The organism is Pseudomonas sp. LBUM1648 (assembly GCF_059716145.1).
Window position 1 is genome coordinate 284,928 of the sequence record NZ_CP166808.1, and the last position, 24,600, is coordinate 309,527.

Consider the following 24,600-nt stretch of genomic DNA (forward strand, 5'->3'; position numbering starts at 1 on the left):
CAGGCACGGAAATAAAGGCCCGGAGTCTGGTTGAGCGGCATGAAGATGGCCGCTGCCTGGGTCAAAAGGCAGCCCATTGACCCGTGAAATCGAACAATTACTGCGCTGGCCTGGAAAAAATACCGGCCACTTGCGGTAACGATTCAGACGTTGCCTGGCACAAAACGCCGCGCATTATAACCAGCGTTCTGTCATTCGGGGGCGTTGCAGTCTGTAGGCATAAACCCCGGTTTTCTGGCAGTGAAGGAAAAATCTGCTAACAATGCACACGGTGCGTATAACGGCAGCTACGCCATAATGCGCGCCGAGCTAAAAGGAGCATCCAATGAGCAGCACTGCACAAACTGCTGAAGGCGAAAAAATTCTCATCGTTGACGACGATCCGGGGCTGAGCAGCCTGCTGGAACGTTTTTTCGTCAGCAAGGGCTATCGTGCCCGTACCGTACCGAACACCGAGCAGATGGATCGTCTGCTGTCGCGTGAAGTCTTCAATCTGGTCGTCCTCGACCTGATGCTGCCCGGCGAAGATGGCTTGACCGCATGCCGTCGTCTGCGAGCAGCGAATAACCAGATTCCGATCATCATGCTCACCGCCAAAGGCGATGAGATGAGCCGCATCAAGGGCCTGGAACTGGGCGCCGACGATTATCTGGCCAAGCCGTTCAACCCGGACGAGCTGATGGCCCGGGTCAAGGCTGTTCTGCGTCGTCAGGCCGCCCCGGTACCGGGCGCGCCGGGCAGCGAAGACGAAAACGTCACCTTCGGTGATTACGTGTTGTCGCTGGCCACCCGTGAACTGAAACGCGGCGACGAAGTACACATGCTCACCACCGGTGAGTTTGCGGTGCTCAAGGCCCTGGTGATGAACGCGCGTCAGCCACTGACCCGCGACAAGCTGATGAACCTGGCCCGTGGTCGTGAGTGGGATGCGCTGGAGCGTTCCATCGACGTGCAGATTTCCCGTCTGCGCCGGATGATCGAGCCTGATCCGTCCAAACCGCGCTATATCCAGACTGTCTGGGGCGTGGGCTACGTGTTCGTACCGGATGGCGCCGCCACCAAGTGATCGGTGATTTGTAGGAGCGGGTCTGTCGGGACTTGGCCATAATGGCCATCCCCGCAGACTCGCAATCCGCAATATGCGAGCATTGCTCGCTCCTGCAAGTGTGTAGCGGTTATTGATGAAGACCCCCGTCTGGTTTCCCCAAAGTTTTTTCTCCCGCACCCTCTGGCTGGTGCTTATCGTCGTGCTGTTTTCCAAGGCGCTGACCCTGGTTTATCTGTTGATGAACGAGGACGTGCTGGTGGATCGCCAATACAGCCACGGCGTCGCTCTGACGCTGCGCGCCTATTGGGCTGCTGACGAAGAAAATCGCGCGAAGATCGCTGATGCCTCAACCCTGATCCGGGTGGTGGGTGCCGGTGTGCCGGAAGGCGAACAGCACTGGCCGTACAGCGAGATCTACCAGCGGCAAATGCAGGCAGAGCTGGGCGCGGATACGGAAGTGCGATTGCGCATGCACTCGCCGCCGGCGCTGTGGGTTCGTGCGCCGAGCCTGGGGGATGGCTGGTTGAAAGTTCCGTTGTACCCGCATCCTCTGCGCGGCCAGAAAATCTGGAACGTGCTTGGCTGGTTCCTGGCGATTGGTTTGCTGTCGACGGCGTCGGCGTGGATTTTCGTCAGCCAGCTCAACCAACCCTTGAAACGACTGGTCTATGCCGCCCGGCAACTCGGCCAGGGCCGCAGTGTGCGTCTGCCGATCAGTGACACGCCTAGCGAAATGACCGAGGTATATCGCGCCTTCAACCAGATGGCCGAAGACGTCGAACAGGCCGGGCGTGAGCGCGAGCTGATGCTGGCCGGGGTTTCCCATGACTTGCGCACGCCGTTGACTCGATTGCGGCTGTCGCTGGAGTTGATGGGCGATCGCAACGACCTGACCGACGACATGGTGCGCGACATCGAAGACATGGATGCGATTCTCGACCAGTTCCTCGCGTTTATTCGCGATGGTCGCGACGAGTCGGTGGAAGAGGTGGACCTCAGCGATCTGGTGCGTGAAGTGGCGGCGCCGTACAACCAGAGCGAAGAAAAGGTTCGTCTGCGTCTGGAGCCGATCCAGCCGTTTCCGTTGCGTCGGGTTTCGATGAAGCGCTTGCTGAACAACTTGATCGGCAACGCCTTGAATCATGCAGGCAGCGGCGTCGAAGTCGCGGCTTATGTGTCTGGTGACACCAGCGCGCCGTATGTGGTGCTGAGTGTGATGGACCGTGGGGCGGGGATTGATCCGTCGGAGCTTGAGGCGATTTTCAACCCGTTTACCCGAGGCGATCGTGCGCGGGGCGGCAAGGGCACGGGGTTGGGTCTGGCGATTGTGAAGCGGATTGCTTCGATGCATGGCGGCAATGTCGAGCTGCGCAACCGGTCCGGGGGCGGATTGGAAGCGCGAGTGCGTTTGCCATTGGGGTTGATGTTGCCGCGGGATGCCGTTTAAACGCTGAAAAAGATCGCAGCTTCCGGCAGCTCCACATGGGAATGCATACCCTGTAGATACCGTCTTGCCCCTCATCGGGCAAGGGCAATTTTCGGGTCAAATGGCTGGCCCGATTTAAGAACGGCGTAGACAAAATGTAGGAGTTTGCGCATCGCTGCACAGATGATTTGCTTGGGGGCCTTGCCGTTGGCCTTCAAGCGGTCCTTCATGGCGATGATTGCCTTGTTGTGCTTCAGTGCAACCAACCCAGGCATGTATAGACCCGCCCGAACGCGAGCCGATCCGATCCTCGAAATCACTGTTCTGCCTTTGAATTTTCCCGAGTCCTGCAGCTTTGGGTTCAACCCGGCGGCAGCGACCAGCTTGCGAGGGTCGTCATATTTACGCAGGTCGCCCAACTCGGCCAGCAGCCGCTCAAGGGTTTTCTGGCCGATACCGTCGATGGTCACGATCAAGTCGCGCATTTGGCGCATGTCTGGATCATCGTCGATGTGTTTTTTGATTGATTTGTGAGTTTCAACGATCTCTTTCTCGATGTGACGCAGCACAGAGTTGATCGAGTCTTTGACCTTTTCGTCGGATACATCCAGGCGATTGAGCTCCATTTGCTCCATTTCCTGAAGGTCATCCAAGCGACGTACCATCGCCTTTAGCTGACGATATTTCAGCGGCTCTGGAGCCCAAAGCTGAAGCTTTTCAGCCTTTTCCCGAGCAAAGTCAGCGATCAATTTGGCGTCGCTTTTGTCGGTTTTGATCCGGCGCAGCTCGCTGTCGGCGTAAGCGTGGGTCGTAGCCGGATTGACGACGCAGACCCGGTAACCCTTGTTGTAGACGAACTCGGCAAGTTCCAGGTGATAAACGCTGGTGGCTTCCATCACGATCAGAGCTGTAGGCTCGACCTGCTTGTTCAGCCAGGCGTCAAACTCTTTGAAACCTTTTGAGTCGTTAGCCAGTTTGGCCTTGGTTTTGTGCTTGCCGTTTGGCAGGTGAGTGGCGATATCAAAGGTATTTTTAGCGACATCGACGCCGACGAAATTGGACATGACCGTTTCTCCATTAATCCGTTTTCGATCATCACTGCACTCTGTCCAACCTTGCGAATGCGGGCTCTCGCCAGAGACGGGCCCAAGATACCGTTCGAACTATACGAGTGAGTGTGGAGGGCTGGAGCACGATCTACATCACAGGCAAAAAGCCTAAGGAGCTGCACGGCTTCCAAGTCCCTCCCTCGATGATCAGTCGAGAACTATCGCTCCTGACGGAGCGATAGTCGAGATACAAGGAGCTGCCGGAGGCTGCGATCTTTTGCTTTTAACCTTTGCCTTTGGTCCGAGTCATGTTCGGCCCGCCATTCTTCTCAAGATGCTCAATGATGATCCCTGCCACATTCTTCCCGGTGGTGGTCTCGATCCCCTCCAGCCCCGGCGATGAGTTCACTTCCATCACCAGCGGCCCGTGATTGGAGCGCAGGATATCCACACCCGCTACCGCCAGGCCCATGACCTTGGCCGCACGCAAAGCGGTCATGCGCTCTTCCGGTGTGATCTTGATCAGACTGGCGCTGCCGCCGCGGTGCAGGTTGGAGCGGAATTCACCCGGTTTGGCCTGACGCTTCATCGCCGCGATCACCTTGTCGCCAACCACGAAGCAGCGGATATCCGCACCACCCGCCTCCTTGATGTATTCCTGAACCATGATGTTCTGCTTCAGGCCCATGAACGCTTCGATCACCGACTCGGCGGCGGTCGCGGTTTCACACAGCACCACACCAATACCCTGAGTGCCTTCCAGCACTTTGATCACCAATGGCGCGCCATTGACCATGTCGATCAGGTCGGGAATGTCATCCGGTGAGTGGGCAAAACCTGTCACCGGCAAACCGATGCCACGTCGTGACAGCAATTGCAGAGAACGCAATTTGTCCCGCGAACGGGCGATGGCCACCGATTCATTCAGCGGAAACACCCCCATCATTTCGAACTGACGCAGCACTGCGCAGCCATAGAACGTCACCGACGCACCGATCCGCGGGATCACCGCATCGAAGCCTTCCAGCGGTTTGCCGCGATAGTGGATCTGCGGCTTGTGGCTGGCGATGTTCATGTAGGCGCGCAAGGTGTCGATCACGACCATTTCATGCCCGCGCTCGGTGCCGGCTTCGACCAGACGACGGGTGGAATACAGACGCGGGTTCCGCGACAGCACAGCGATCTTCATGCAACACCTGTTGAGGAGGTAGATACCGGGAACACCGGCTTGTCTTGTACATATTTGATGCCCGGATTGACCACCAGGTGGCCGTCGATCAAGGCTTTGGAACCGAGCAACAGGCGATAGCGCATGGACTTGCGGCAGGCGAGGGTGAACTCGATCGGCCAGACCCGATCACCCAGAGCCAGCGTCGTGCTGATCACATAGCGTTCCTGGGCATGGCCATTGGAGCTTTTAATGGTTTTGCGCGTCACCAGTGGCGCTTCACAGCGCCGGTGACGCAACTGCACCACCGTGCCCAGGTGCGCGGTGAAACGCACCCACTTCTCGCCGTCGCGTTCGAACGGCTCGATGTCGGTGGCATGCAGGCTGGAGGTACTGGCACCGGTGTCGATTTTTGCTCGCAGGCCCGCGACTCCCAAATCCGGGAGCGCCACCCACTCGCGCAGACCGACAACGGTCAAATGGTCAAATGTCTTCAAAAAAATGCTCAACCGTGACAACCGATCAGCCCGCAGGGGCCGGATTTGCGGTATTCACGCAGAATAAGGGTTAAAAGGCGACAGATTTCTACAGCCCGGATTATCAGCCCCTGAAGCAGGCGCCGGAATGCATGCATTGTAATCCGGGATGCTGCAATTCATGGCACGACAGAAACGGTAGTACAGTTCACCAATATTTCAGAATGAGGACATTCCATGGCACAAAAAAGCGAAGAGGACGACAAGGTCCGTCTCGATAAGTGGCTATGGGCAGCGCGTTTTTATAAAACACGTGCCTTGGCCAAAGCTGCGATCGAGAGTGGCAAGGTGCATTGTCGAGGCGAGCGCTGCAAGCCTGGCAAAGAGCCACGCATCGGCGATGAATTCGAGATCCGCACCGGCTTCGAAGTGCGCACGGTGAGGGTCGAAGCCTTGTCGATCGTGCGTCGTGGCGCGCCTGAGGCACAGACGCTATATGCAGAAACCGAGGTGAGTGTTGAAAAGCGCGAAGCGGCAGCGGCGATGCGCAAGGCGGGTGCGTTGGGCGTGAGCACCGACGGCAAGCCGAGCAAGAAACAGCGGCGGGATCTGTTTAAGTTTCGGGGTAACAGCAGCAGCGAGTAGGGCGTTACTGCCTCTTCGCGAGCAGGCTCGCTCCCACAGAAGATTGCATTCCAATGTGGGAGCGAGCCTGCTCGCGAATCGAGTGCGCGGCACCCGCCATGAACAATTCGATATCAGGCGCTACGCATCACACTCATCCGCGAAACAACCGGCAGTTTGCCGAGCAGATTGAAAATCGGCGCTGTCACCTTCAGCCAGAAATTCGCCGCGTGATACGCAAACGGCGTGTAATAACCCCAGCCCAACGCCCACACCGCCAGCAACACACCGCCGATGTAATCGTCCTGACCCCAATGTGCACCGGCCACCAGTCGCGGCAGCATGAACAGCAAGGTCAGACCCCAGATCGTCAGGAACTGGCCAGCCGTGCGGCTGAACACGCCCATGAACAGTGCCCAGATCAGCAACACCGAAGCGTGATCACCGGGGAAGCTCTGGCTCGAGCGATCCTTCAGCTCCCAGGTCTTCTCCAGATGTGGAAAGTAGTCGCTCAGGTGAACGGCGCCTTCAAGCACCATCGACGGGCTGCTGTGCTGCCAGTCCATGTGGTCGGCGAATTTGGAAAACAGTGCGCGGATCACCACCATCAACAGCAGGATCGAGAAAAAACCGAAAAATGCCCGACGTACATCAATCGCCTTGAACACCCAGTCGCCCTTGATCAGCAGCATCAGCAGAATCAGCCCGACCACAATGTCGAACGGGCGCAGACTTGCAATTGCCCAGATGTGGAGCCATATCGTGTTGCTGGCCAGCGGTGCATTGAGCGAGCGGAACAGCCACTCGTCGAAAATCACACACAGCGAGTTGCCCGTAGGCCATAACCAGAAAGCCAGTAGGGCTAATGGCACTACGTTGCACAGAACCAGCCGGCCGAGGTTCCACCTTGATTGGAACAAACCCGGATTGTTCATAAAATGCCTCCCATGGCTAAGCAGTCGGCACCAAAAAGGGTGCCAAGAAACGCAAATTTTCACGTTTTGTAACCATTTTGTCATCAATTTCAGATACCCAGACCTATGACCGACCTGACGGATACCGATTTCACCCAACGCTTCATCTTCGATGACAGCGACACCCGCGGCGAACTGGTTGCGCTTGAGCGCAGCTACGCCGAAGTTCTTGCCAAACACCCGTACCCGGAACCGGTTGCGCAACTGCTGGGCGAATTGATGGCGGCCGCTTCTTTGCTGGTAGGTACCCTGAAGTTCGACGGCTTGCTGATTCTGCAGGCGCGTTCCGAAGGCCCGATCCCGATGTTGATGATCGAGTGCTCCAGCGAGCGTGAAATCCGTGGCCTGGCGCGTTACCACGCCGATCAGATCGCGGCAGATGCGACCCTCAGCGACTTGATGCCCAACGGCGTCCTGGCCCTGACTGTCGACCCGACTGTCGGCCAGCGCTATCAGGGCATCGTCGACCTCGACGGCGAAACCCTGTCCGACTGTTTCACCAACTATTTCGTCATGTCGCAACAGGTTGGTACCCGCTTCAAGCTGTTTGCCGACGGTCGTCGTGCCCGTGGTCTGCTGCTGCAACAACTGCCAGCCGATCGTCTGAAGGACGAAGAAGATCGCGCCGCCAGTTGGCAGCACATCACCGCGCTGGCCAGCACCCTGAGCGCCGATGAATTGTTGAGCCTGGACAACGAAACCGTGCTGCACCGTCTCTACCATGAAGAGCAAGTGCGCCTGTTTGATGTGCAGAACTTGCGCTTCCACTGCAGCTGCTCGCGGGAACGCTCGGGCACTGCGCTGGTCAGTCTGGGTCTGGAAGATGCGCAGGCGCTGGTGGCTGAGCAGGGTGGCAAAGTCGAGATCGATTGCCAGTTCTGCAACGAACGTTACGAGTTTGATGCCGCCGATATCGCTCAATTGTTCGCTGGCGCAGGCGTCGACACCCCGTCAGATACCCGGCACTAAAACGGTTCAGCGCAGGTAAATTCACTGCTCAACGACGTAATTACGCCGTTACGACGGGAGGACCCTACTCTTTTTGGGCTTTTCTGGCATAATCCGGCCCACTTTTTTCGCGGTAGTAGTGCGCAACTTTCTACTACAAAACGTTTGGAGCACACTCGGCCACTGGCCGACGGGGAACCTCATGACGCAAGCCAATAACGCCGTGTACACCGATCTGAGTGTTGATGATCTGGTAAAAGAAGCCCTGAACCGCGGTGAAGGCGAGCTTGCCGATACCGGCGCTCTGGTAGTCCGCACCGGTCATCGTACCGGCCGTTCGCCAGTCGACCGTTTCATCGTTGAAGAGCCTTCCACCCAGGCCGCTATCGCCTGGGGCCCGATCAACCGCAAGTTCCCGGCCGACAAGTTCGATGCGCTGTGGGCTCGTGTCGAGGCGTTCAACAACGCGCAAGAGCACTTTGTTTCCCACGTTCATGTAGGTGCGGCCGAAGATCACTACCTGGCCGTGAAAATGACCACCCAGACTGCCTGGCAGAACCTGTTCGGTCGTTGCCTGTTCATCAACCCGGCCCAGTACAACCCGGCTGGCCGTGAAGAATGGCAAGTGCTCAACGTGGCCAACTTCGAATGCGTGCCTGAGCGTGACGGCACCAACTCCGACGGTTGCGTGATCCTCAACTTCGCCCAGAAGAAAGTGCTGATCGCCGGCATGCGTTACGCCGGTGAAATGAAGAAAGCCATGTTCTCCGTGCAGAACTTCCTGCTGCCGGCCGCTGACGTGCTGCCAATGCACTGCGCCGCCAACATCGGCGAAGAAGGCGACGTGACCCTGTTCTTCGGTCTGTCGGGCACTGGTAAAACCACCCTGTCCGCCGACGAAAGCCGTTACCTGATCGGTGACGACGAACACGGCTGGGGCGAAGGCGTTGTCTTCAACATCGAAGGCGGCTGCTACGCCAAGTGCATCGACTTGTCCGAGAAGAACGAGCCGGTCATCTGGAAAGCCATCAAGCACGGCGCCGTGCTGGAAAACGTCGTCATCGACGACGCCAAGCACGCCGACTACGCCGATGTCAGCCTGACTCAGAACAGCCGCGCCGCGTACCCGCTGGAACACGTTGCCAAGCGTTCCGAGCACAACCTGGGCGGCGAGCCAAACGCTGTGATCTTCCTGACCTGCGACCTGACCGGCGTACTGCCGCCAGTGTCGATCCTCAACGAAGAACAAGCGGCGTACCACTTCCTGTCCGGCTATACCGCACTGGTGGGCTCGACTGAAATGGGTTCCGGCAGCGGCATCAAGTCGACCTTCTCCACCTGCTTCGGCGCACCGTTCTTCCCGCGTCCGGCTGGTGAATACGCAGAACTGCTGATCAAGCGCATCCGCGGCTTCGGCTCCAAGGTCTACCTGGTCAACACCGGCTGGACCGGCGGTGGCTACGGCGTCGGCAAACGCTTCAACATCCCGACCACCCGTGCAGTGATCGCAGCGATCCAGAGCGGCGCACTAATCGGTACCGCCACCGAGCACCTCGACACCATCAACCTCGACGTGCCACTGGCCGTACCGGGCGTTGAAACCAACCTGCTCAACCCACGCAACACCTGGGCTGACAAGGCTGCATACGACGAGGCTGCCAAGGCATTGGCCGGTCTGTTCATCGAGAACTTCAAGAAGTTCGAAGTGAGCGACGCGATCAAGGCCGCTGGGCCGAAGTTGTAAGACTTAGTTCTGGTGAGTGAAAAAGCCGCCTCTTGAGGGCGGCTTTTTTGTGGGTGATGGGTTGGGTGTCATTATCAGATCAACTGCCATTATTCCCGCAGCGTTCGCGTTAAACAGCCAGAATAATGCCACTTAAGTAGCCGCGAACTCTATACGCCGTTCTTCTTCTCTTCAGCCTTCATAGCCATTGCCGCCTGGTATGCAGTACTCGCAGCATCTCCACAGCATCAACTTTGATTGTGTAGATGATGTAGTAGTTTGGGGTGACAACCATTTCGCGGGTGCCTTGCGCGATACCTCTTTTGTATAAAGCTGGCTGCTGGCGGACGCTTTCTCCCTTCGATTCGAAAAGCTCATCGAGCTTAATCGCTGCAGCGGGATTTTCCTGGCCGATACGCTCCATGATGTTTTCTCGGTCATCCAGCGCCTCTTGGCGCCAGACCAACCTCATCAACGTACTCGCTGACGCAGAGCATCCCGCTTGGCGGCAAATATCCTGCGAGCGTCTTCATCGCTGACGCTGGGTCTTGGGTCATCAATGCTGATTTGTACCTGTTGCTTGACCCATTCTTCATATGCCGCAGCTTCATGAGCTTGTTTCATCGCTTCGGCGCGATCAGGGCGGGCATAGGTTTTTATCTGCAGAGGGTCATAGCTGGAGGCGTCCACATCGAAGTGATTGATACCTACTCCTTGCAGGTAGGTCACCAGTGTTTCGAACCGCTTGAACAGTCGCACCTGACCACTGCGTTGTGCTGCCAGTGAATATTCCTTGTTTCCTTGCTGAATCTGAATTGACCAGCCACCGGGTTTGGCGACGATATGTGCGCTACTGATCGAACCATTCTCAAACAATCGCGCGAGAGTACTGTGATCAATGGTTTCAGTGGTCATGAAGGCGAGCTCTTGGTTGAACAATGGCTCCCATCGTACGCAATCAATAATAGTTTGCAAAATTCAACTCCTGTGCTGGACGCCGGGTGTGCAGCATCCATGTTCTTTGGTCAGGCAGGCGCTAGTTATTTGAGCGCGCATCTGCCTGAGATTTTTTTCAGGCGGGTGCTTTCCAATTGAGCATCTGCTGCTGCGCGACTTGCAGCAGGTCACAGCCATCCTGCGTCAGCAGATAGAGGGCGTGGGTGATGTGGGGGATGTCTTCGACGTCGGCTTGTTTGAAGCTGAGGCAGTAGAGGGTTTTTAGCAGGTCGCTTGACGCGCGCAGGCGCTGGACGGCGCATTCGAGGATGTCTTGCGGGTTGGCCGCTGTGTCGATGATCAGGGGCTTGGTGTCGGTGAGGTTGGATTCGAGTGGGCGGTAGCGATCGGTGGTGAACTGGGTCCATTTTTTCATTGTTCTTCTCTCTATAGGCGTTCCAATAGCCGCCGCCATCATGACCAAACGATGGGAGGCGACTGTGTTCGGGTTGGTCAACCAGAGAGAGAGAACTCCGTGTACGCCGAAGCGTCCCAAACACAGCCGCCATAAAGCATGCCGCACAATAGATGGCGGCAAGCATACAAGGGCATGCGCAGTTTCTCTCTCTCAATTTCAGGTGACCAAACCCGAGTCGCTGATTTGGCAGCGACAGTCACGACTATAGATTTGACTTACCAAGCCGCGATAGGCGGCAAGGGAGTCTGTGTTTGTAGGAACGGGACGAATACCGGATAGGGCATTGCTGTAGGTTTTTTCGCCGGCTCACCGATCCTCGCCATCAACGAACATGCCGACTCGTCGCCACATCCAGCACGGTGGTGTTCAGCCCGGTTGCGGGGGTGTAAATCGTGCCTTTCACCGCTGAGAACTGGACGTCTCTGCCGCCCAGGGACACACGGCGTTCGCCCTGGTCCATTTCGGTGAAGTAGGTGTACGAACACTCTTCCATGGCCCGGTATTGCTCCTGGGCGTTGACGATGGCATCGGCGAGTTGGTTGTTTCCAGGTTTGTTGTTTAAGGGGTGTGCTGGCGGTGTGCGGCTTTCAGTTTTGCAACTTCTAATAGTTCGCAGCCGTCTTGAGTCAATAAATAAAGCGCAGTGATGATGTTTGGAATGTCTTTAACGTCCGCTTGTTTGAAACACATGCAGTAAAGAGTTTCCAGTAGATTGCCGGCGGCGCACAGACGTTGTTGAGCCGCATCCAGCAAGTCCTCATGGCAGGCGTCGGTGTCGATAACCAGCACCGGATTTTCGCCGTAGCTGGTTTTCAAACGGCGGTAGCGGTTGCTGGGTGAGTGCAGTGAGGTCATGGATTAAGGCTGTCCTTTTAGAAGTCGCTACAGTGCGATTCAGTCGCGCCGGTCACTATAGGAGGGCGTCGCGCGGTGGAACAAGACAGCCGGGATGGACAGAGTTCGTAGGGGTTTTTCCTGGGTTCGGGCATTTGCCTTACGTGTTTTCATGGCGTTTTCAAGGCAAAACCCTTAGGCGGGAAGTTTCCTACGGGTTTGTCAGGCGCTTCCGACCAAACCTCTGTATCTTGCGCGCCAGAATCTGTGGGACGTTTCCAAACGTCCGATACGCGCTTAAAGGGAATTAGGTATGCAGTGGCTACGAATGGCCTCGATTGTATTGCTATGGGTCAGCGGTTGCCGTTTGACGATGGCCGCAGAGCCCGGCAATTCGCTGGTATTGAATTATCTGGATCGAACCGGTTGGCCGGAGGCGCTTAACAGCCAGGCGAATGTCGACACGGCTTCGCGCGCCGAAGTGCTGATGTTCGGCAAAGACTTGCTCGCCAGTGAATCGCTCGACGAATCGGGTCTGAAGCAACGTTTGGGTGTGCCGCAAGTGCAGCTCAAATCGATCAGGCAGGTGCGCGATGGTCTGTGGGATCACTTGCTGAGCACTTATCGCAACGCCAGTCAGGACTGTGCCGAACAGCCGTTTTGTCCGCAGGTGCGCAGCGTCGCCGACCTGCGTCAGTTGGCGGCGGCGTTCACGGGCGATATCAGCCCGGCCCATGCGCTGTGGGCGAGCAAGAGCCTGAGCGTGCATGAGCAGGTATTGAACGAGCAGTTGCGCGTGGCGGTGCTGCTGCCCTGAGTGAAGGTCAGGTTTCGGTGAGGACTTGCGGTGTCGCTGAAATGGCGAACTGCGGAAGGTCTTCGGGTCCTCGCATGCATCCGCCCAACATCAGGGCGGTGAAGGTGAGGACGAGGGCTAACTTCAATCTGTAGTGCATGATCACTCCTTTGAAATGTTTGCGCGCATCAGCCGTCCGGGCGTGATACGGAGGTGGAGCGGGCACGCTATCGCGATGTCGGCAAACACCGCGATAAACAAATCGTGGCGTTTGTTTCAGCCAGTGGCCAGGCCTCCGGGGCTGTATCATCTCGTATCGATTTGCCCCCCGACCTTTTCTCGACTCGCTGCGATCGCCCGCTAGGCTGTTGGCATGGCAGCGGTCAAAGGAGTGACAGCGAATGCACAACACCCTGGAACAGGTTTTTGGTTATCCACAGTTTCGCCCCGGACAAGAGACCGCGATCAGCGCGGTGCTGGCCGGGCGCTCGGCAGCGGCGATTTTCCCCACGGGTTCTGGCAAGTCTCTTTGCTATCAGTTACCGGCGCTGATGCTGCCGAATCTGACGCTGGTGGTCTCGCCGTTGCTCGCATTGATGCAGGATCAACTGGCGTTTCTGCAACGCCACGGCATTTCGGCGGGCAGCATCGATTCGGCGCAGAGCCGCGATGACGCCAATGACGTGATGGCCCGCGCCCGTTCGGGCGAATTGAAGATTCTGATGATCTCCGTGGAGCGCCTGAAAAACGAGCGCTTCCGCAACTTTTTGCAGCAGGTGCCGATCTCGTTGCTGGTGGTGGACGAGGCGCACTGCATCTCGGAGTGGGGGCACAATTTCCGACCCGATTACCTCAAGCTGCCGGACTACCAAAAGCAGGTCAACATCCCGCAAACCCTGCTGTTGACGGCTACGGCAACGCCAAAAGTCATCGCCGACATGCAGGCCAAATTTGCCATTGCCGCCGATGATGTGGTGACGACCGGTTTCTATCGGCCCAATCTCAATCTGCTGGTGGAACCGGTGCGCGGGCAGGACAAGCGGCGGCGTCTGGTGGAGTGGATGGCCGAGCGTCCGGGCCAGCCCAGCATCGTCTATGTGACCTTGCAGAAAACCGCCGAGCACATCGCCGAACACCTTGAGCGCAACGGCATTCAGGCCGAGGCCTATCACGCCGGTCTTCCCCACGATAAACGCGAAGCCATCCAGAAACGCTTCATGGCCGGTCAGTCCAATTGCATCGTCGCTACCATCGCTTTCGGCATGGGCATCGACAAGAGCGACATACGCAATGTGGTGCATTTCGACCTGCCTAAATCCATCGAAAACTACAGTCAGGAAATCGGCCGCGCCGGGCGTGACGGGCAGCCGTCGGACTGCCTGGTGCTGGCCAACCGTGACAGTCTCAATGTGCTGGAAAACTTCGTTTACGGCGACACCCCGGAGCGCGACGGCATTCGCTATGTGCTCGATGAACTGAAGGCCTCGGAACCGGAAGGGCAGTGGGAGTTTCTGCTCGGACCGCTGGCGGATCACAGCAACATCCGCGCGTTGCCGCTGAAGACCTTGCTCGTGCAATTGGAGCTGCGTGGCTTGATTGCCCCGCGCTACGCGTATTACGCCGAATACCGCTTCAAATACTTGCTGGAGCCTGAGGCGCTGCTTGAGCGTTTCGAGGGTGAACGTCGGGAGTTTGTCGCGGCGCTTATCCAGACGTCGACCCGTGCGCGCACCTGGGCCACGGTGAATTTCGAGGCGATGTATTCGCAGTATTCGGCTGAGCGTAATCGGGTGGTGAAGGCGCTGGATTATTTCCAGGAGAAGGGCTGGGTCGAGCTCGAGAGCAAGCAGATGACCGAGGTCTACAGCCTGCTGCAAAGCGATTTTGACAGCGACGTGTTGAGCGGTGAGTTACACGATTACTTCACCCGCCATGAGCAGACGGAAGTCGCGCGGATTCACGCGATGCTCGATGTGTTCGCCACTGAACGCTGTTTGGGTTATCGGCTGGCGGAGTACTTCGGTGATCACGATGCGCCTGAGCGCTGCGGGCATTGTTCGGTGTGTCATGGGCATGTCGCTCGACTGCCAGCGCCACCGGAGTTGCCAGCGCTTGTGGATAAAAATTTTGCCGCGCTGTGCAGTGACTTTATCCACAGGCATGAGCAGCACACGGGCAATGCACCGACGTCGGAACGGCTGACGCGGTTTTTGTGCGGGATCAGTGTGCCGCTGTTTACCAAGCTCAAGGCGCGAGCGATTTCCGGTTATGCGGCGTTGGAGGAGTATCCGTATGCCGAAGTGCGGGGTTGGGTTCAAGCACATCTCTGAGGCTGCATCCATCCGCTGAATGTCGATCATCACGGTAATAAACTTCAAAAACCGTCGTTGGCTGACTATGGTGAGACCAGTCTTTGGATCGCCAACAAGAGAACAACATGAGCCAGACATTCGATATTCAGCAGGCGGCGGTGATCGGTGCGGGCACCATGGGGCGTGGCATTGTCATGTGCCTGGCCAATGCCGGCGTGACGGTGCAATGGGTGGATAACAATCCACAGATGCTTGAGCAGGCGCTCGCAACCGTTGCCGATACTTATGCACATAACGTGCGTCAGGGGCGGATCGATCAGGCCGAGGCTGATGCGCGTCTCGCGCGGGTCAGCGCGGCGGCCGATTACACGGCGATCCGCAATGTCGATCTGGTGATCGAGGCGGTCTACGAAAACCTTGAGCTCAAGCAGAAGATCTTTCGCGAACTGGATGGCTTGCTCAAGCCTGAGGCTCTATTGGCGAGTAATACGTCGGCGCTGGATATCGATGCGATTGCTGCCGCAACCAAACGACCTGAGCAAGTGCTGGGCCTGCATTTTTTCAGCCCGGCGCACATCATGAAGCTGCTGGAAATCGTTCGCGGCGCGCAGACTTCGCCGGCAGCGCTGGAAGCTGCGTTGGCGCTGGGCAAGCGTATGGGCAAGGTCAGTGTGGTCTCCGGCAACTGTCACGGTTTTATCGGCAACCGCATGCTGCATCCGTATGTGCTGGAGGCGCGCAAGATGCTGCTTGAAGGCGCTTATCCACAGCAGGTTGATGCGGCGTTGCAGGGCTTCGGTTTTGCGATGGGACCGTTCCGCATGTACGACGTGGTCGGTATCGATCTGGAGTGGCGTGCGCGTGAGCTGGCCGGCAAAGGCCAGGACGCGCCTGAGGTTCAGGTGGATAACCGCTTGTGCGAGATGGGGCGGTTTGGGCAGAAGTCCGGCAAATGGTTACTACCACTATGAGCCGGGCAGTCGTCAGGCTGAGCATGATCCTGAGGTTGATGCGCTGGTATTGCAGGTCAGCGAAAGTCTGGGCTTTCAGCGTCGTGAGATCGGCCCGGAAGAGATTCTTGAGCGTTGTCTGCTGGCGCTGGTCAACGAGGGCGCGAAGATTCTGCAGGAAGGCATTGCCGAGTCGGCCCATGACATCGATCTGGTGTATCTGAATGGCTATGGCTTCCCGGCGGACCAGGGCGGGCCGATGGCCTGGGCGGATCAGCAGGGGCTTGCGGATATTCATCAGCGCTTGTTGGCGCTGGAGACGCGGCAGGGCGATCAGTGGAAACCGACGCGGTTGATTGGTGAGTTGGCGGCGCATGGGAAGGGGTTTGCTGACCGGTGAATGATGTGGCGCCTGTGCCGGCGCCTTCGCGGGCAAGCCCGCTCCCACAGGTATAGTGGGCGTTCTCACGGTCAGCGTGAGAACGCCCAATACGAGAACTACGCATGAACCAACGCTCTGACTACCCGCACTTCCAGCCAATCACCACGCGCTGGCACGACAACGACGCCTACGGTCACGTCAACAACGTCACCTATTACAGCTTCTTCGACACGGCCGTGAACACTTACCTGATTCAGGTTGGCGGGCTGGATATCCATGACGGTGAGGTGGTGGGTTTTGTGGTCAGTTCGGCGTGCGATTACTTCGCCTCGATCGCTTTCCCTGATCTGATCGAGATCGGTTTGCGGGTCGGCAAGTTGGGCAACAGTTCGGTGCAGTATGAACTGGCGGTATTCAAGGTCGGCGAAAGCGAAGCGTGTGCCGCCGGGCGTTTCGTGCACGTGTTTGTCGATCGGGCGAGCAATCAGCCAGTGCCGATTCCTGCCGGGTTACGCGGGGCGCTGGAAAGATTGGTGGTGTGAAAAAAGTAAAAAAAATCGCAGCCCTAGGGCTGCGATTTTTGCTTTACCGGCCAACGAGGTGTTTAGGCCTCAGTCGCGATACTTGTGATGTTTGCGGTGGCCATAAGCGTGGCCGCGACCCGGGTGACGGTCGCGATAGTAGCGACGGTCATCGTGACGGCGATCATAGCGACGATCATCGTCATCGCTTTTGTTGCCCATGTAGTTACCCAGCGCGCCACCGGCGCCGCCACCTGCTGCGGAGCCGATCAGGCTGCCGGTGGTGCCGCCCATGCTGCGGCCAACCACGTTACCGCCGGCCGCGCCCAACGCACCGCCAATGGCGGCTTCGCCACGGCTGCGTTTGTCTGCGCCTACCGCACTACCACCCGCGCCGCCCAGGGCTGCGCCGATGGTGGAACCTGTATTGCCGCCTAACGACTGACCGACGACCGAGCCAAGAACCCCGCCCAATGCGCCGCCCACACCTGCTTCGGTGGTGCCGCCGGCGGAAGCAAAACCACTGACCAGGCCAAGGGACAACAAGAGAATCGAGGAGAACTTCATAGATGAGCCTCAAAGGGATGACGGCGCCGATCCTGAGGCTGTGTAACAAGCGTGACAATCGAAATCCGACGAATAGCACGACTTGTATACAAAAGCGTAAGTTACTGTTTTATGGGCGGAACTTAAGCGATTTTCGCCGGTCTTTAGCTACTTCGGACAGGCCGTTTTTTTGAAAAAGCGGCCTTTTTTGTGGGCGATGGAAACGCAAAAAACAAGCGTTGATCGTAACCATGCTATGCGTGGTTACGCATCCTTGGACGCTCCGCGTCTGCTATTGGGACGCGGAGCGTCCCGGTCTGCGTTCCCACGCAGAGCGTGGGAACGATCAAAAGAAAAAAGATCGCAGCCTTTAAGCGGACTTGGCCATGATCAACCCGGTCTCGCTTGCCGCTTCCAACCGGATCGCAATGAACTTGGATGTCGGCGTATGGCTACCATCCCCAGTGCTTTCCAGCGGCACCAGCGGGTTCACTTCCGGGTAATAAGCAGCAGCTTGTCCAGCCGGAATATCAAACGCCAACAGCGTGAAGCCCTTCACCCGACGCTCACGACCATCGTCCCAGATCGAAACGATGTCAGCCTTCTGCCCCGGCCGAAAGCCCAGGCGAATAATGTCGGCTTCGTTGACGAACAACACATCACGCTGACCTTTCACCCCGCGATAACGGTCGTCGAGGCCGTAAATCGTGGTGTTGTACTGATCGTGGGAGCGCATCGATTGCAGGATCAGATCCGGCAACTGTCCGGTCGCGCGGGTGCGTTCGTGTACCAGATCCTTCGGCAGCAGATTCGGGCGGAAATTGGCGCGGCCCGATGGCGTGTTCCATTTGCGCGCGCCAGCACTGTTGCCGAGGTAGAAGCCGCCCGGATTTTTGACCTTCTCGTTGAACTCCTTGAAGCCGGGAATGGTGTCGGCGATCAGCTCGCGGATACGCCCGTAATCGGCCACCAGCCAGTTCCAGTCCACCGGTTTGCTGCCCAGGGTCGCGGCGGCGATGCCGGCGATGATCGACGGTTCCGAGCGCATCTGATTCGATAGCGGCTGCAACTGGCCGTTGGAGGCGTGGACCATGCTGAACGAGTCTTCCACGGTGACGGCTTGCGGGCCTTCAGTCTGGATGTCGATGTCGGTACGGCCGAGGCACGGCAGGATCAGCGCGTCTTTACCGTGAGCCAGATGGCTGCGGTTGAGCTTGGTGCTGATCTGCACGGTCAGGTCGCAATTGCTCAGCGCCGCGAACGTGCGCGGGCTGTCCGGCGTGGCCTGGGCGAAGTTGCCGCCCAGCCCGATAAAGACTTTGGCGCGGCCCTCGGCCATCGCATGGATTGCCTCGACCACGTTGTGGCCGTTTTCACGCGGCACCTTGAACTGGAAGCGACGCTCAAGCGAATCAAGAAACGCCACCGGCGGACGTTCATTGATGCCCATCGTGCGGTCGCCCTGCACGTTACTGTGGCCGCGCACCGGGCACAGGCCCGCGCCCGGCTTGCCGATATTGCCACGCAGCAACATCAGGTTGGCGATTTCCTGAATGGTCGGCACCGAATGGCGATGCTGGGTGATGCCCATGGCCCAGCACATGATCACGTTCTTGCCTTTGGCGTACATGCGCGCCGCTTGCTCGATTTCCACCAGGGTCAGGCCGGATTGCTCGACGATCTGCTCCCATGACGTGTCGTCGACAACGCCGAGGTACTCCAGCACATTGGCGCTGTGGGCGTTGAGGAAGTCGTGGTCGAAAACGGCCGGGGCGCCAGCCTTCTGCGCATCGCGTTCCCATTGCAGCAGGAACTTGGCCATGCCGCGCAGCACTGCCATGTCGCCGCCCAGTGCCGGGCGGAAATACGCGGTGTTGGTCGGCTTGTCGCCGTTGGTGAGCATTTCGATCGGGTGTTGCGGGTGCTGGAAGCGTTCCAGACCGCGTTCTTTCAGCGGGTTGATGCACACTACCTGAGCGCCGCGTTTCACTGCTTCGCGCAGCGGTTCGAGCATTCGCGGGTGGTTGGTGCCCGGGTTCTGGCCCCAGACGAAAATCGCATCGGCGTGTTCGAAATCGTCGAAAGTTACGGTGCCTTTGCCGACGCCGACACTTTGCGCCAACGCCACACCGCTGGCTTCGTGGCACATGTTCGAGCAGTCAGGGAAATTGTTGGTGCCGAAGGCGCGCACGAACAGCTGATACAGATACGCCGCTTCGTTGCTGGCGCGACCCGAGGTGTAGAACTCGGCCAGATCCGGGCTCGGCAGATTTTGCAGATGTTTGGCGATCAGGGCGTACGCGTCGTCCCAAGCGATCGGTTTGTAACGATCGGTCTCGGCGTCGTAGACCATCGGCTCGGTCAGGCGGCCCTGATACTCAAGCCAGTAATCGCTCTGCTCCAGCAGCGAAGTCACGCTGTGTTTGGCGAAGAATTTGGCATCCACCCGGCGCTTGGTCGCTTCCCAGTTCACCGCTTTGGCGCCGTTCTCGCAGAATTTGACCATGCCGCTTTCCGGCGAATCGCCCCAGGCGCAACCCGGGCAATCGAAGCCGCCGTTCTGGTTGGTCTTGAGCATCATGCGCAGGTTTTTCAGCGCGTTGTCGCTGGTCAACCAGGCCTGGGCCACACTGATCAGGGCACCCCAGCCGCCGGCTGCACCTTTGTAAGGCTTGTAGCGCGGGACAGGTTTCTGGTCGGCTTGATGATGTTGGCTCACGCTTGATTCTCCATCGCGGGGCTATACACCCGCGGCGCACTTTTCTGCGGCAGGTGGATGAGATTGAGGTTGTGTCGACGGGCCCATTGCACGGCAAGGCCTGTGGGGGCGGACAGGCTGACCAGGGTCTGGATGCCGGCGCGCAAAACTTTCTGGATCAATTCGAGGCTGCAACGGCTGGTGACAATCGCCAGTCCGCCTTCTGTGGATATCTTCTGGCGGATCAGCCCGCCGATCAGCTTGTCGAGGGCGTTGTGCCGGCCGATGTCTTCGCGCCCGAGCAGCAGTTCACCGCTGGCGTTCATGAACACCGCCGCATGCACCGCACCGCAGTGCTGGCCGAGCGGCTGGAACGCGCCGATGCGCTGGCGCAAACCGTCGAGCCATGCAAGCGGTGGCAACGGCGTGCCGGCCAACACTTTGAGATCGGGCAGCGCTTGTTCCACCGCTTCGACGCCGCACAAGCCGCAACCACTGGTGCCGGCCAACTGGCGACGTTGTTGTTTGAGGTTCCAGAAGGCACGGTTGGCGATGGTCACTTGCGCGTATTGCGCCGAGCCTGCGCCAGTCAGTTGCAGGTCATAGATATCGGTAGCATCTTCGATGATGCCGCTGCCGAGGCTGAAGCCGACGATGAAGTCTTCAAGGTCGGTCGGCGTCACCAGCATGACCGCCTGGCTGATGCCGTTGTAGGCGATCGCCAACGCGACTTCCTCGGCCAGCGCGGTGCTGGCCGATTCCTCGAGGGGCAAATCGCTGTAACTGTAGGTCTGGCTGGCGGCGGGCGCGGGCGTTTCAAGTGCAGGCGCCGCGCAGGCTGGGCGCTTGGCGTTCATGGCATCACCGACGGATTGATCAACGCTAAGACTAGGCGCGGCAAGATGTCGCGTCTAATCGCTAATGTCGATCTTCCGATAGATGCCGTCGATCAAGACTCGCCTGGTGATTTTTGATACAGCGCAAAACAGGCTTCGGCCAGCGCCGAACGCGGGGCACCACGGCGCATGATCAGGCCCAGCGACGCGAGGGTTTGAGCGTTTTCGATCGGTTGCAGGCGCAGGTGATCGGTAAGCTTTTCGAGGCCTCCGTCGAGCGGCATGATCGCGCAGCAAAAGCCGTTGTGTACGGCTTGTAACAATTGATGCACAGCGTCGGTTTGCAGCAACGGCTGCGGCGTCAGGTTACGGCTGTGGAAGTTGTGGTCGATGGACTGGCGAAAATGCATGCCGCTGGTCAGCATGCCCAACGGCAGTTCGATCAACGATTCCCAGCTTAACGGCGCCTCGCCAAAAGTGAACGAGCGCTGGTCGTAGAGCAGGCCCATGCGGGTTTCGCTTAAAGCCAGGGCTTCGAAGCGTTCGTTATCCAGACGATCCAGATAAGACACGCCAAGGTCGATGCGATTGTTCGCCAGATGCTCGAGGATCTGCTCGGAACTCAGCGCCGACAGTTCGAAACGCAGATCCGGGTGCGCGGCGTGCAGGCGTTGCATCAGCGGCAACGGATCGAAGCTCGACAGCGGCACCACGCCCAAGCGCAGCGTGCCGATCAGGTTGCCGCGACACGCCGCCGCCTCCGCCTGCAAACCGTCATAAGCCGCCAACACCGTACGCGCCCACGCCAGCACCCGTTCGCCCGGCGCGGTGAAGCCTTCGAAACGCTGGCCACGGTTGACCAGCGGCAGATCGAGCTCTTCTTCAAGGCTACGCAGGCGCATCGACAGGGTCGGCTGGGTGATATGGCAGCGCGCGGCGGCTTGGCCGAAGTGGCGGGTTTCGTCGAGGGCGATGAGGAATTTCAGCTGCTTGATGTCCATCTTCGCTCCGAAGGGTGGCGGCGGGGGTTGGTGATTCTACCGCTTGGGGGGCGGCAGGGTCATTGGTCGGCTTGGAACCGGGTTTGTCCGTGGTGGTCTAGTCTTGGTCGACGACCCTTTTATTCCATGGAGTGAACACGATGAGCTTATTCAGTTTTATCAAAGAAGCCGGTGAGAAAATTCTCGATGCGCTGACGCCGGACAAGGCCGAGGCCAACGGTGATGCGCTGACCAAGCATGTGCAGGACGCGTTGTCGGGAATTGATACTTCCAAGATCCAGGTCAAAGTCGAGGGCGAGAAGGTGATCGCCACCGGTGAAGCTTCAAGTCAGGAAGAAAAGGAAAAGATTCTGTTGGCATTGGGTAACGTCGCCGGCGTCAGCGGTGTTGACGATCAGATCACGGTAACCGGGCCAGTGGTGGCTGCCGCCCGGTTTGTCGTGGTGAAAAAAGGCGACACCCTCAGCGCGATTTCTCTCGCGGTGTATGGCAACGCCAACCAGTACAACAAGATTTTCGAGGCCAACAAACCGCAGCTCAAACATCCGGACAAAATCTATCCGGGGCAGACACTGCGCATCCCTGAGTAATCTGCAAGATCCTGTGGTGAGGGGATTTATCCCCGACCGGCTGCGCAGCAGGCGCAAAAAAACCAGGGCCGCTGCGCTGCCCATCGGGGATGAATCCCCTCGCCACAATGGATCTTCATAAACCGGAAATGAGGTCGCGGTAATCCTCGACCGCTGCAAACTCCGCAGTATCTTTCGGCCCTTTGCGGCTGTCCGGTTCTTTGACCGCCAACAAGTGCGCCACACCGAAATCCCGCGCACTGCGCAGAATCGGCAAGGTGTCGTCGATGAACAGACTGCGCGCCGGATCAAAACCGATATCCGTCTGCAAGGCATCCCAGAACTGCGGGTTCTCCTTGGGGTAACCGTAATCGTGCGAACTGATCAACCGCTCGAAGTACGGCGCCAGTTCAATCCGCTCCAGCTTCAACGACAGCGAATCACGGTGCGCGTTGGTGATCATGATCACCCGTTTGCCGGCCCGTTTTATTGCCGCCAGAAAGGTATCGGCATCCGGGCGCAGGGCGATGAGGTGCGCGGTTTCCTGCTTCAATTCACGCACTGACAACTTCAGCTCCGCGCTCCAGAAATCCAGGCAATACCACTGCAATTGACCGGCATGTCGCTCGAACAGCGGCTGCAATTCCATCTCGGCCATGGCCCGGCTGATCCCGTGGAGATCGGCGTAACGTTGGGGCAGATGTTCCAGCCAGAAATGGTTATCGAAGTGCAGATCCAGCAACGTGCCGTCCATGTCCAGCAGAACGGTATCGATGTCGGACCACGGTAATGAAGGCATGGCAACGTCTCGAACGGTGAAAAGATATCCGACGTAAACAATCGGGAAAGCCGCGTTATAGTAGCGCGTTCACGCCAAGGAGCTTTGCATGCGCCAGAAACCCACTGTACTTGCCCGCGAAATCGTCGCCACCAGCCGCCTGTTTTGCGTCGAAGAACTGAAGCTGCGTTTTTCCAACGGCGTGGAGCGCACTTACGAGCGGCTGGTCGGCAAGGGTGCGGGATACGGCGCGGTGATGATCGTGGCGATGCTCGATGCCGAGCACGCGGTGCTGGTCGAGGAATACTGCGGCGGCACTGACGAATACGAGTTGTCCTTGCCTAAAGGTTTGATCGAGCCGGGCGAAGATGTGTTGGCGGCGGCCGAGCGTGAACTCAAGGAAGAGGCGGGTTTCGGCGCGCGGCAACTGGAACATCTGACCGAGCTGTCGCTGTCGCCCGGTTACATGAGCCAGAAGATTCAGGTGGTGCTGGCCACCGATCTGTACGAGGAACGTCTGGAGGGCGATGAGCCCGAGCCGATGCGGGTCGACAAGGTCAATCTGCGTGAGTTGTCGGCGCTGGCGCTGAATCCGCAGTTCTCCGAAGGGCGCGCACTGGCGGCGCTTTATTTGACCCGCGACCTGCTGAGCCAGCGCGGTGTTTTCAGTTATGAGTGAGCGTTTGATGAATTTCCCGCACCCGTTGATGGCGCCAGTGATCGAGCTGGCATTGCAGGCAGGCGAAGCGATTTTGCCGTTCTGGCGCGCAGGCGTTGAAGTCACGGCCAAGTCCGATGATTCGCCGGTGACCGCTGCGGACCTGGCCGCGCATCACCTGATCGTTGCCGGTCTGACGGCGCTGGATCCGAGCATTCCGGTGCTGTCCGAAGAGGACGCCGATATCCCGCGAAGCGTGCGCGCCGGCTGGCAGCGCTGGTGGCTGGTGGATCCGCTGGATGGCACCAAAGAGTTCATCAGTGGCAGTGAGGAGTTCACCGTCAACATCGCCCTGATCGAAAACGGCCGGGTGGTGTTTGGTGTGGTGTCGATGCCGACCAACGGTCGTTATTACGTCGGTGGTAACGGGTTGGGCGCGTGGCGCTGTGACAAGGGCGGTACACCGGTTTCGATTAAGGTGCGCGACGTACCGGCGCCGGGCGAAGCGTTCACCGTGGTTGCCAGTCGTCGGCATTCCAGCCCCGAGCAGGAGCGCTTGCTCGCAGGACTCAGCGCCAGTCTGGGTGAGCTGCAATTGGCCAATATCGGCAGTTCGTTGAAGTTCTGCCTGCTGGCCGAGGGTGCGGCGGATTGTTATCCGCGCCTGGCACCGACTTCGCAGTGGGACACGGCGGCGGCGCAGGGTGTGCTGGAAGGCGCGGGCGGTGAGGTGCTGGATTTGCGCGGTGACGCGTTCTGCTATCCGGCGCGGGAATCGTTGCTGAACGAGTTCTTTTTGGCGCTGCCGGCGAAGGCAGCGTGGCGAGCGAGGTTGTTGGAGTTGGCCCGCGGTTAAGATCAAAAGATCG

25 protein-coding genes and 1 pseudogene are annotated in these 24,600 nt (G+C 58.5%); 12 read left to right on the top strand and 14 right to left on the bottom strand.

The features are described 5' to 3' along the window. Positions 1 to 325 precede the first annotated feature (325 nt). Both ompR and ACA043_RS01245 read left to right on the top strand, forming a co-directional pair. Positions 326 to 1,066: an osmolarity response regulator transcription factor OmpR gene (gene ompR / locus ACA043_RS01240; RefSeq protein WP_016986271.1), complete on the top strand. Its 741-nt coding sequence runs from the start codon at positions 326 to 328 to the stop codon at positions 1,064 to 1,066. Positions 1,067 to 1,181: 115 nt separating this feature from the next. Next, entirely contained in the window at positions 1,182 to 2,495 is a 1,314-nt protein-coding gene (locus ACA043_RS01245) for an ATP-binding protein (RefSeq protein ID WP_187679404.1), read from the top strand. Between the two features lie 71 nt (positions 2,496 to 2,566). Here the strand turns inward: ACA043_RS01245 and ACA043_RS01250 are convergent, their stop codons facing one another. The 3 genes from ACA043_RS01250 to rimB form a co-directional block, all read right to left on the bottom strand. After that, positions 2,567 to 3,538 carry an IS110 family RNA-guided transposase gene (locus tag ACA043_RS01250; protein ID WP_497657778.1) on the bottom strand — a complete coding sequence of 324 codons (972 nt, stop codon included), beginning with the start codon at positions 3,536 to 3,538 and terminating at the stop codon, positions 2,567 to 2,569. Between the two features lie 268 nt (positions 3,539 to 3,806). Continuing rightward, a complete protein-coding gene (gene rimK / locus ACA043_RS01255) occupies positions 3,807 to 4,712 on the bottom strand; it encodes a 30S ribosomal protein S6--L-glutamate ligase (protein ID WP_007949201.1) in 906 nt (301 codons plus the stop codon). Continuing rightward, positions 4,709 to 5,188 (bottom strand): retropepsin-like aspartic endopeptidase RimB, encoded by a 480-nt coding sequence (gene rimB / locus ACA043_RS01260; RefSeq protein ID WP_016986269.1) that lies wholly within the window; start codon positions 5,186 to 5,188, stop codon positions 4,709 to 4,711. The genes rimK and rimB overlap by 4 nt, the downstream gene beginning before the upstream one ends. A gap of 216 nt (positions 5,189 to 5,404) precedes the next feature. Between rimB and ACA043_RS01265 the strand changes: the two genes are divergently transcribed. Continuing rightward, positions 5,405 to 5,812 (top strand): RNA-binding S4 domain-containing protein, encoded by a 408-nt coding sequence (locus ACA043_RS01265; protein WP_187679405.1) that lies wholly within the window; start codon positions 5,405 to 5,407, stop codon positions 5,810 to 5,812. 113 nt (positions 5,813 to 5,925) lie between these two features. Here the strand turns inward: ACA043_RS01265 and ACA043_RS01270 are convergent, their stop codons facing one another. Then, complete coding sequence (locus ACA043_RS01270; protein ID WP_187679406.1) at positions 5,926 to 6,726, bottom strand: phosphatase PAP2 family protein; 801 nt, start codon at positions 6,724 to 6,726, stop codon at positions 5,926 to 5,928. Positions 6,727 to 6,831: 105 nt separating this feature from the next. On the opposite strand from ACA043_RS01270, the gene hslO reads away from it, so the two are divergent. Both hslO and ACA043_RS01280 read left to right on the top strand, forming a co-directional pair. Further along, positions 6,832 to 7,734, top strand: coding sequence for an Hsp33 family molecular chaperone HslO (gene hslO / locus ACA043_RS01275; protein ID WP_187679407.1), 903 nt, complete (start codon positions 6,832 to 6,834; stop codon positions 7,732 to 7,734). Between the two features lie 181 nt (positions 7,735 to 7,915). Further along, on the top strand, positions 7,916 to 9,457 hold the full coding sequence (locus ACA043_RS01280; RefSeq protein WP_187679408.1) for a phosphoenolpyruvate carboxykinase: 1,542 nt from the start codon (positions 7,916 to 7,918) through the stop codon (positions 9,455 to 9,457). A gap of 178 nt (positions 9,458 to 9,635) precedes the next feature. On the opposite strand, the gene ACA043_RS01285 is transcribed toward ACA043_RS01280, so the two are convergent. From ACA043_RS01285 to ACA043_RS01305, 5 genes are all read right to left on the bottom strand, one after another. Beyond that, positions 9,636 to 9,908 carry a type II toxin-antitoxin system RelE/ParE family toxin gene (locus tag ACA043_RS01285; protein ID WP_123449450.1) on the bottom strand — a complete coding sequence of 91 codons (273 nt, stop codon included), beginning with the start codon at positions 9,906 to 9,908 and terminating at the stop codon, positions 9,636 to 9,638. Continuing rightward, positions 9,908 to 10,351, bottom strand: a complete 444-nt coding sequence (locus tag ACA043_RS01290) for a hypothetical protein (protein WP_213028728.1) — start codon at positions 10,349 to 10,351, stop codon at positions 9,908 to 9,910. Before ACA043_RS01290 ends, ACA043_RS01285 begins: the two co-directional genes overlap by 1 nt. 157 nt (positions 10,352 to 10,508) lie before the next feature. Beyond that, on the bottom strand, positions 10,509 to 10,808 hold the full coding sequence (locus ACA043_RS01295; RefSeq protein ID WP_401267671.1) for a hypothetical protein: 300 nt from the start codon (positions 10,806 to 10,808) through the stop codon (positions 10,509 to 10,511). Positions 10,809 to 11,172: 364 nt separating this feature from the next. Next, positions 11,173 to 11,343 carry a hypothetical protein gene (locus tag ACA043_RS01300; protein WP_401267673.1) on the bottom strand — a complete coding sequence of 57 codons (171 nt, stop codon included), beginning with the start codon at positions 11,341 to 11,343 and terminating at the stop codon, positions 11,173 to 11,175. A gap of 65 nt (positions 11,344 to 11,408) precedes the next feature. Next, a complete protein-coding gene (locus ACA043_RS01305) occupies positions 11,409 to 11,705 on the bottom strand; it encodes a hypothetical protein (RefSeq protein WP_489879664.1) in 297 nt (98 codons plus the stop codon). Between the two features lie 292 nt (positions 11,706 to 11,997). On the opposite strand from ACA043_RS01305, the gene ACA043_RS01310 reads away from it, so the two are divergent. From ACA043_RS01310 to ACA043_RS01325, 4 genes and pseudogenes are all read left to right on the top strand, one after another. Continuing rightward, entirely contained in the window at positions 11,998 to 12,501 is a 504-nt protein-coding gene (locus ACA043_RS01310; protein ID WP_497658476.1) for a polysaccharide deacetylase, read from the top strand. Between the two features lie 380 nt (positions 12,502 to 12,881). Next, entirely contained in the window at positions 12,882 to 14,810 is a 1,929-nt protein-coding gene (locus tag ACA043_RS01315; RefSeq protein WP_497658477.1) for a RecQ family ATP-dependent DNA helicase, read from the top strand. 107 nt (positions 14,811 to 14,917) lie between these two features. After that, positions 14,918 to 16,142, top strand: a pseudogene (locus tag ACA043_RS01320) (3-hydroxyacyl-CoA dehydrogenase). 104 nt (positions 16,143 to 16,246) lie between these two features. Beyond that, entirely contained in the window at positions 16,247 to 16,666 is a 420-nt protein-coding gene (locus tag ACA043_RS01325; RefSeq protein ID WP_231990980.1) for an acyl-CoA thioesterase, read from the top strand. 69 nt (positions 16,667 to 16,735) lie between these two features. Here ACA043_RS01325 and ACA043_RS01330 read toward each other — a convergent pair whose 3' ends face one another. From ACA043_RS01330 to ACA043_RS01345, 4 genes are all read right to left on the bottom strand, one after another. Continuing rightward, on the bottom strand, positions 16,736 to 17,212 hold the full coding sequence (locus ACA043_RS01330) for a glycine zipper domain-containing protein (RefSeq protein WP_095190584.1): 477 nt from the start codon (positions 17,210 to 17,212) through the stop codon (positions 16,736 to 16,738). Positions 17,213 to 17,561: 349 nt separating this feature from the next. Continuing rightward, complete coding sequence (locus tag ACA043_RS01335) at positions 17,562 to 19,910, bottom strand: FdhF/YdeP family oxidoreductase (RefSeq protein WP_401267682.1); 2,349 nt, start codon at positions 19,908 to 19,910, stop codon at positions 17,562 to 17,564. Further along, entirely contained in the window at positions 19,907 to 20,746 is an 840-nt protein-coding gene (fdhD, locus tag ACA043_RS01340; RefSeq protein ID WP_489879668.1) for a formate dehydrogenase accessory sulfurtransferase FdhD, read from the bottom strand. The genes ACA043_RS01335 and fdhD overlap by 4 nt, the downstream gene beginning before the upstream one ends. A 92-nt stretch (positions 20,747 to 20,838) precedes the next feature. After that, a complete protein-coding gene (locus ACA043_RS01345) occupies positions 20,839 to 21,726 on the bottom strand; it encodes a LysR family transcriptional regulator (protein ID WP_187679420.1) in 888 nt (295 codons plus the stop codon). Positions 21,727 to 21,866: 140 nt separating this feature from the next. On the opposite strand from ACA043_RS01345, the gene lysM reads away from it, so the two are divergent. Then, positions 21,867 to 22,316 (top strand): peptidoglycan-binding protein LysM, encoded by a 450-nt coding sequence (lysM, locus tag ACA043_RS01350; protein WP_123529759.1) that lies wholly within the window; start codon positions 21,867 to 21,869, stop codon positions 22,314 to 22,316. Between the two features lie 115 nt (positions 22,317 to 22,431). On the opposite strand, the gene yrfG is transcribed toward lysM, so the two are convergent. Then, entirely contained in the window at positions 22,432 to 23,094 is a 663-nt protein-coding gene (yrfG, locus tag ACA043_RS01355) for a GMP/IMP nucleotidase (protein ID WP_401267686.1), read from the bottom strand. Between the two features lie 88 nt (positions 23,095 to 23,182). Here yrfG and nudE point away from each other — a divergent pair, with 88 nt between their 5' ends. Both nudE and cysQ read left to right on the top strand, forming a co-directional pair. Beyond that, complete coding sequence (gene nudE / locus ACA043_RS01360; RefSeq protein ID WP_095190590.1) at positions 23,183 to 23,752, top strand: ADP compounds hydrolase NudE; 570 nt, start codon at positions 23,183 to 23,185, stop codon at positions 23,750 to 23,752. Between the two features lie 7 nt (positions 23,753 to 23,759). Further along, complete coding sequence (cysQ, locus tag ACA043_RS01365; protein WP_497659615.1) at positions 23,760 to 24,587, top strand: 3'(2'),5'-bisphosphate nucleotidase CysQ; 828 nt, start codon at positions 23,760 to 23,762, stop codon at positions 24,585 to 24,587. Positions 24,588 to 24,600 lie beyond the last annotated feature (13 nt).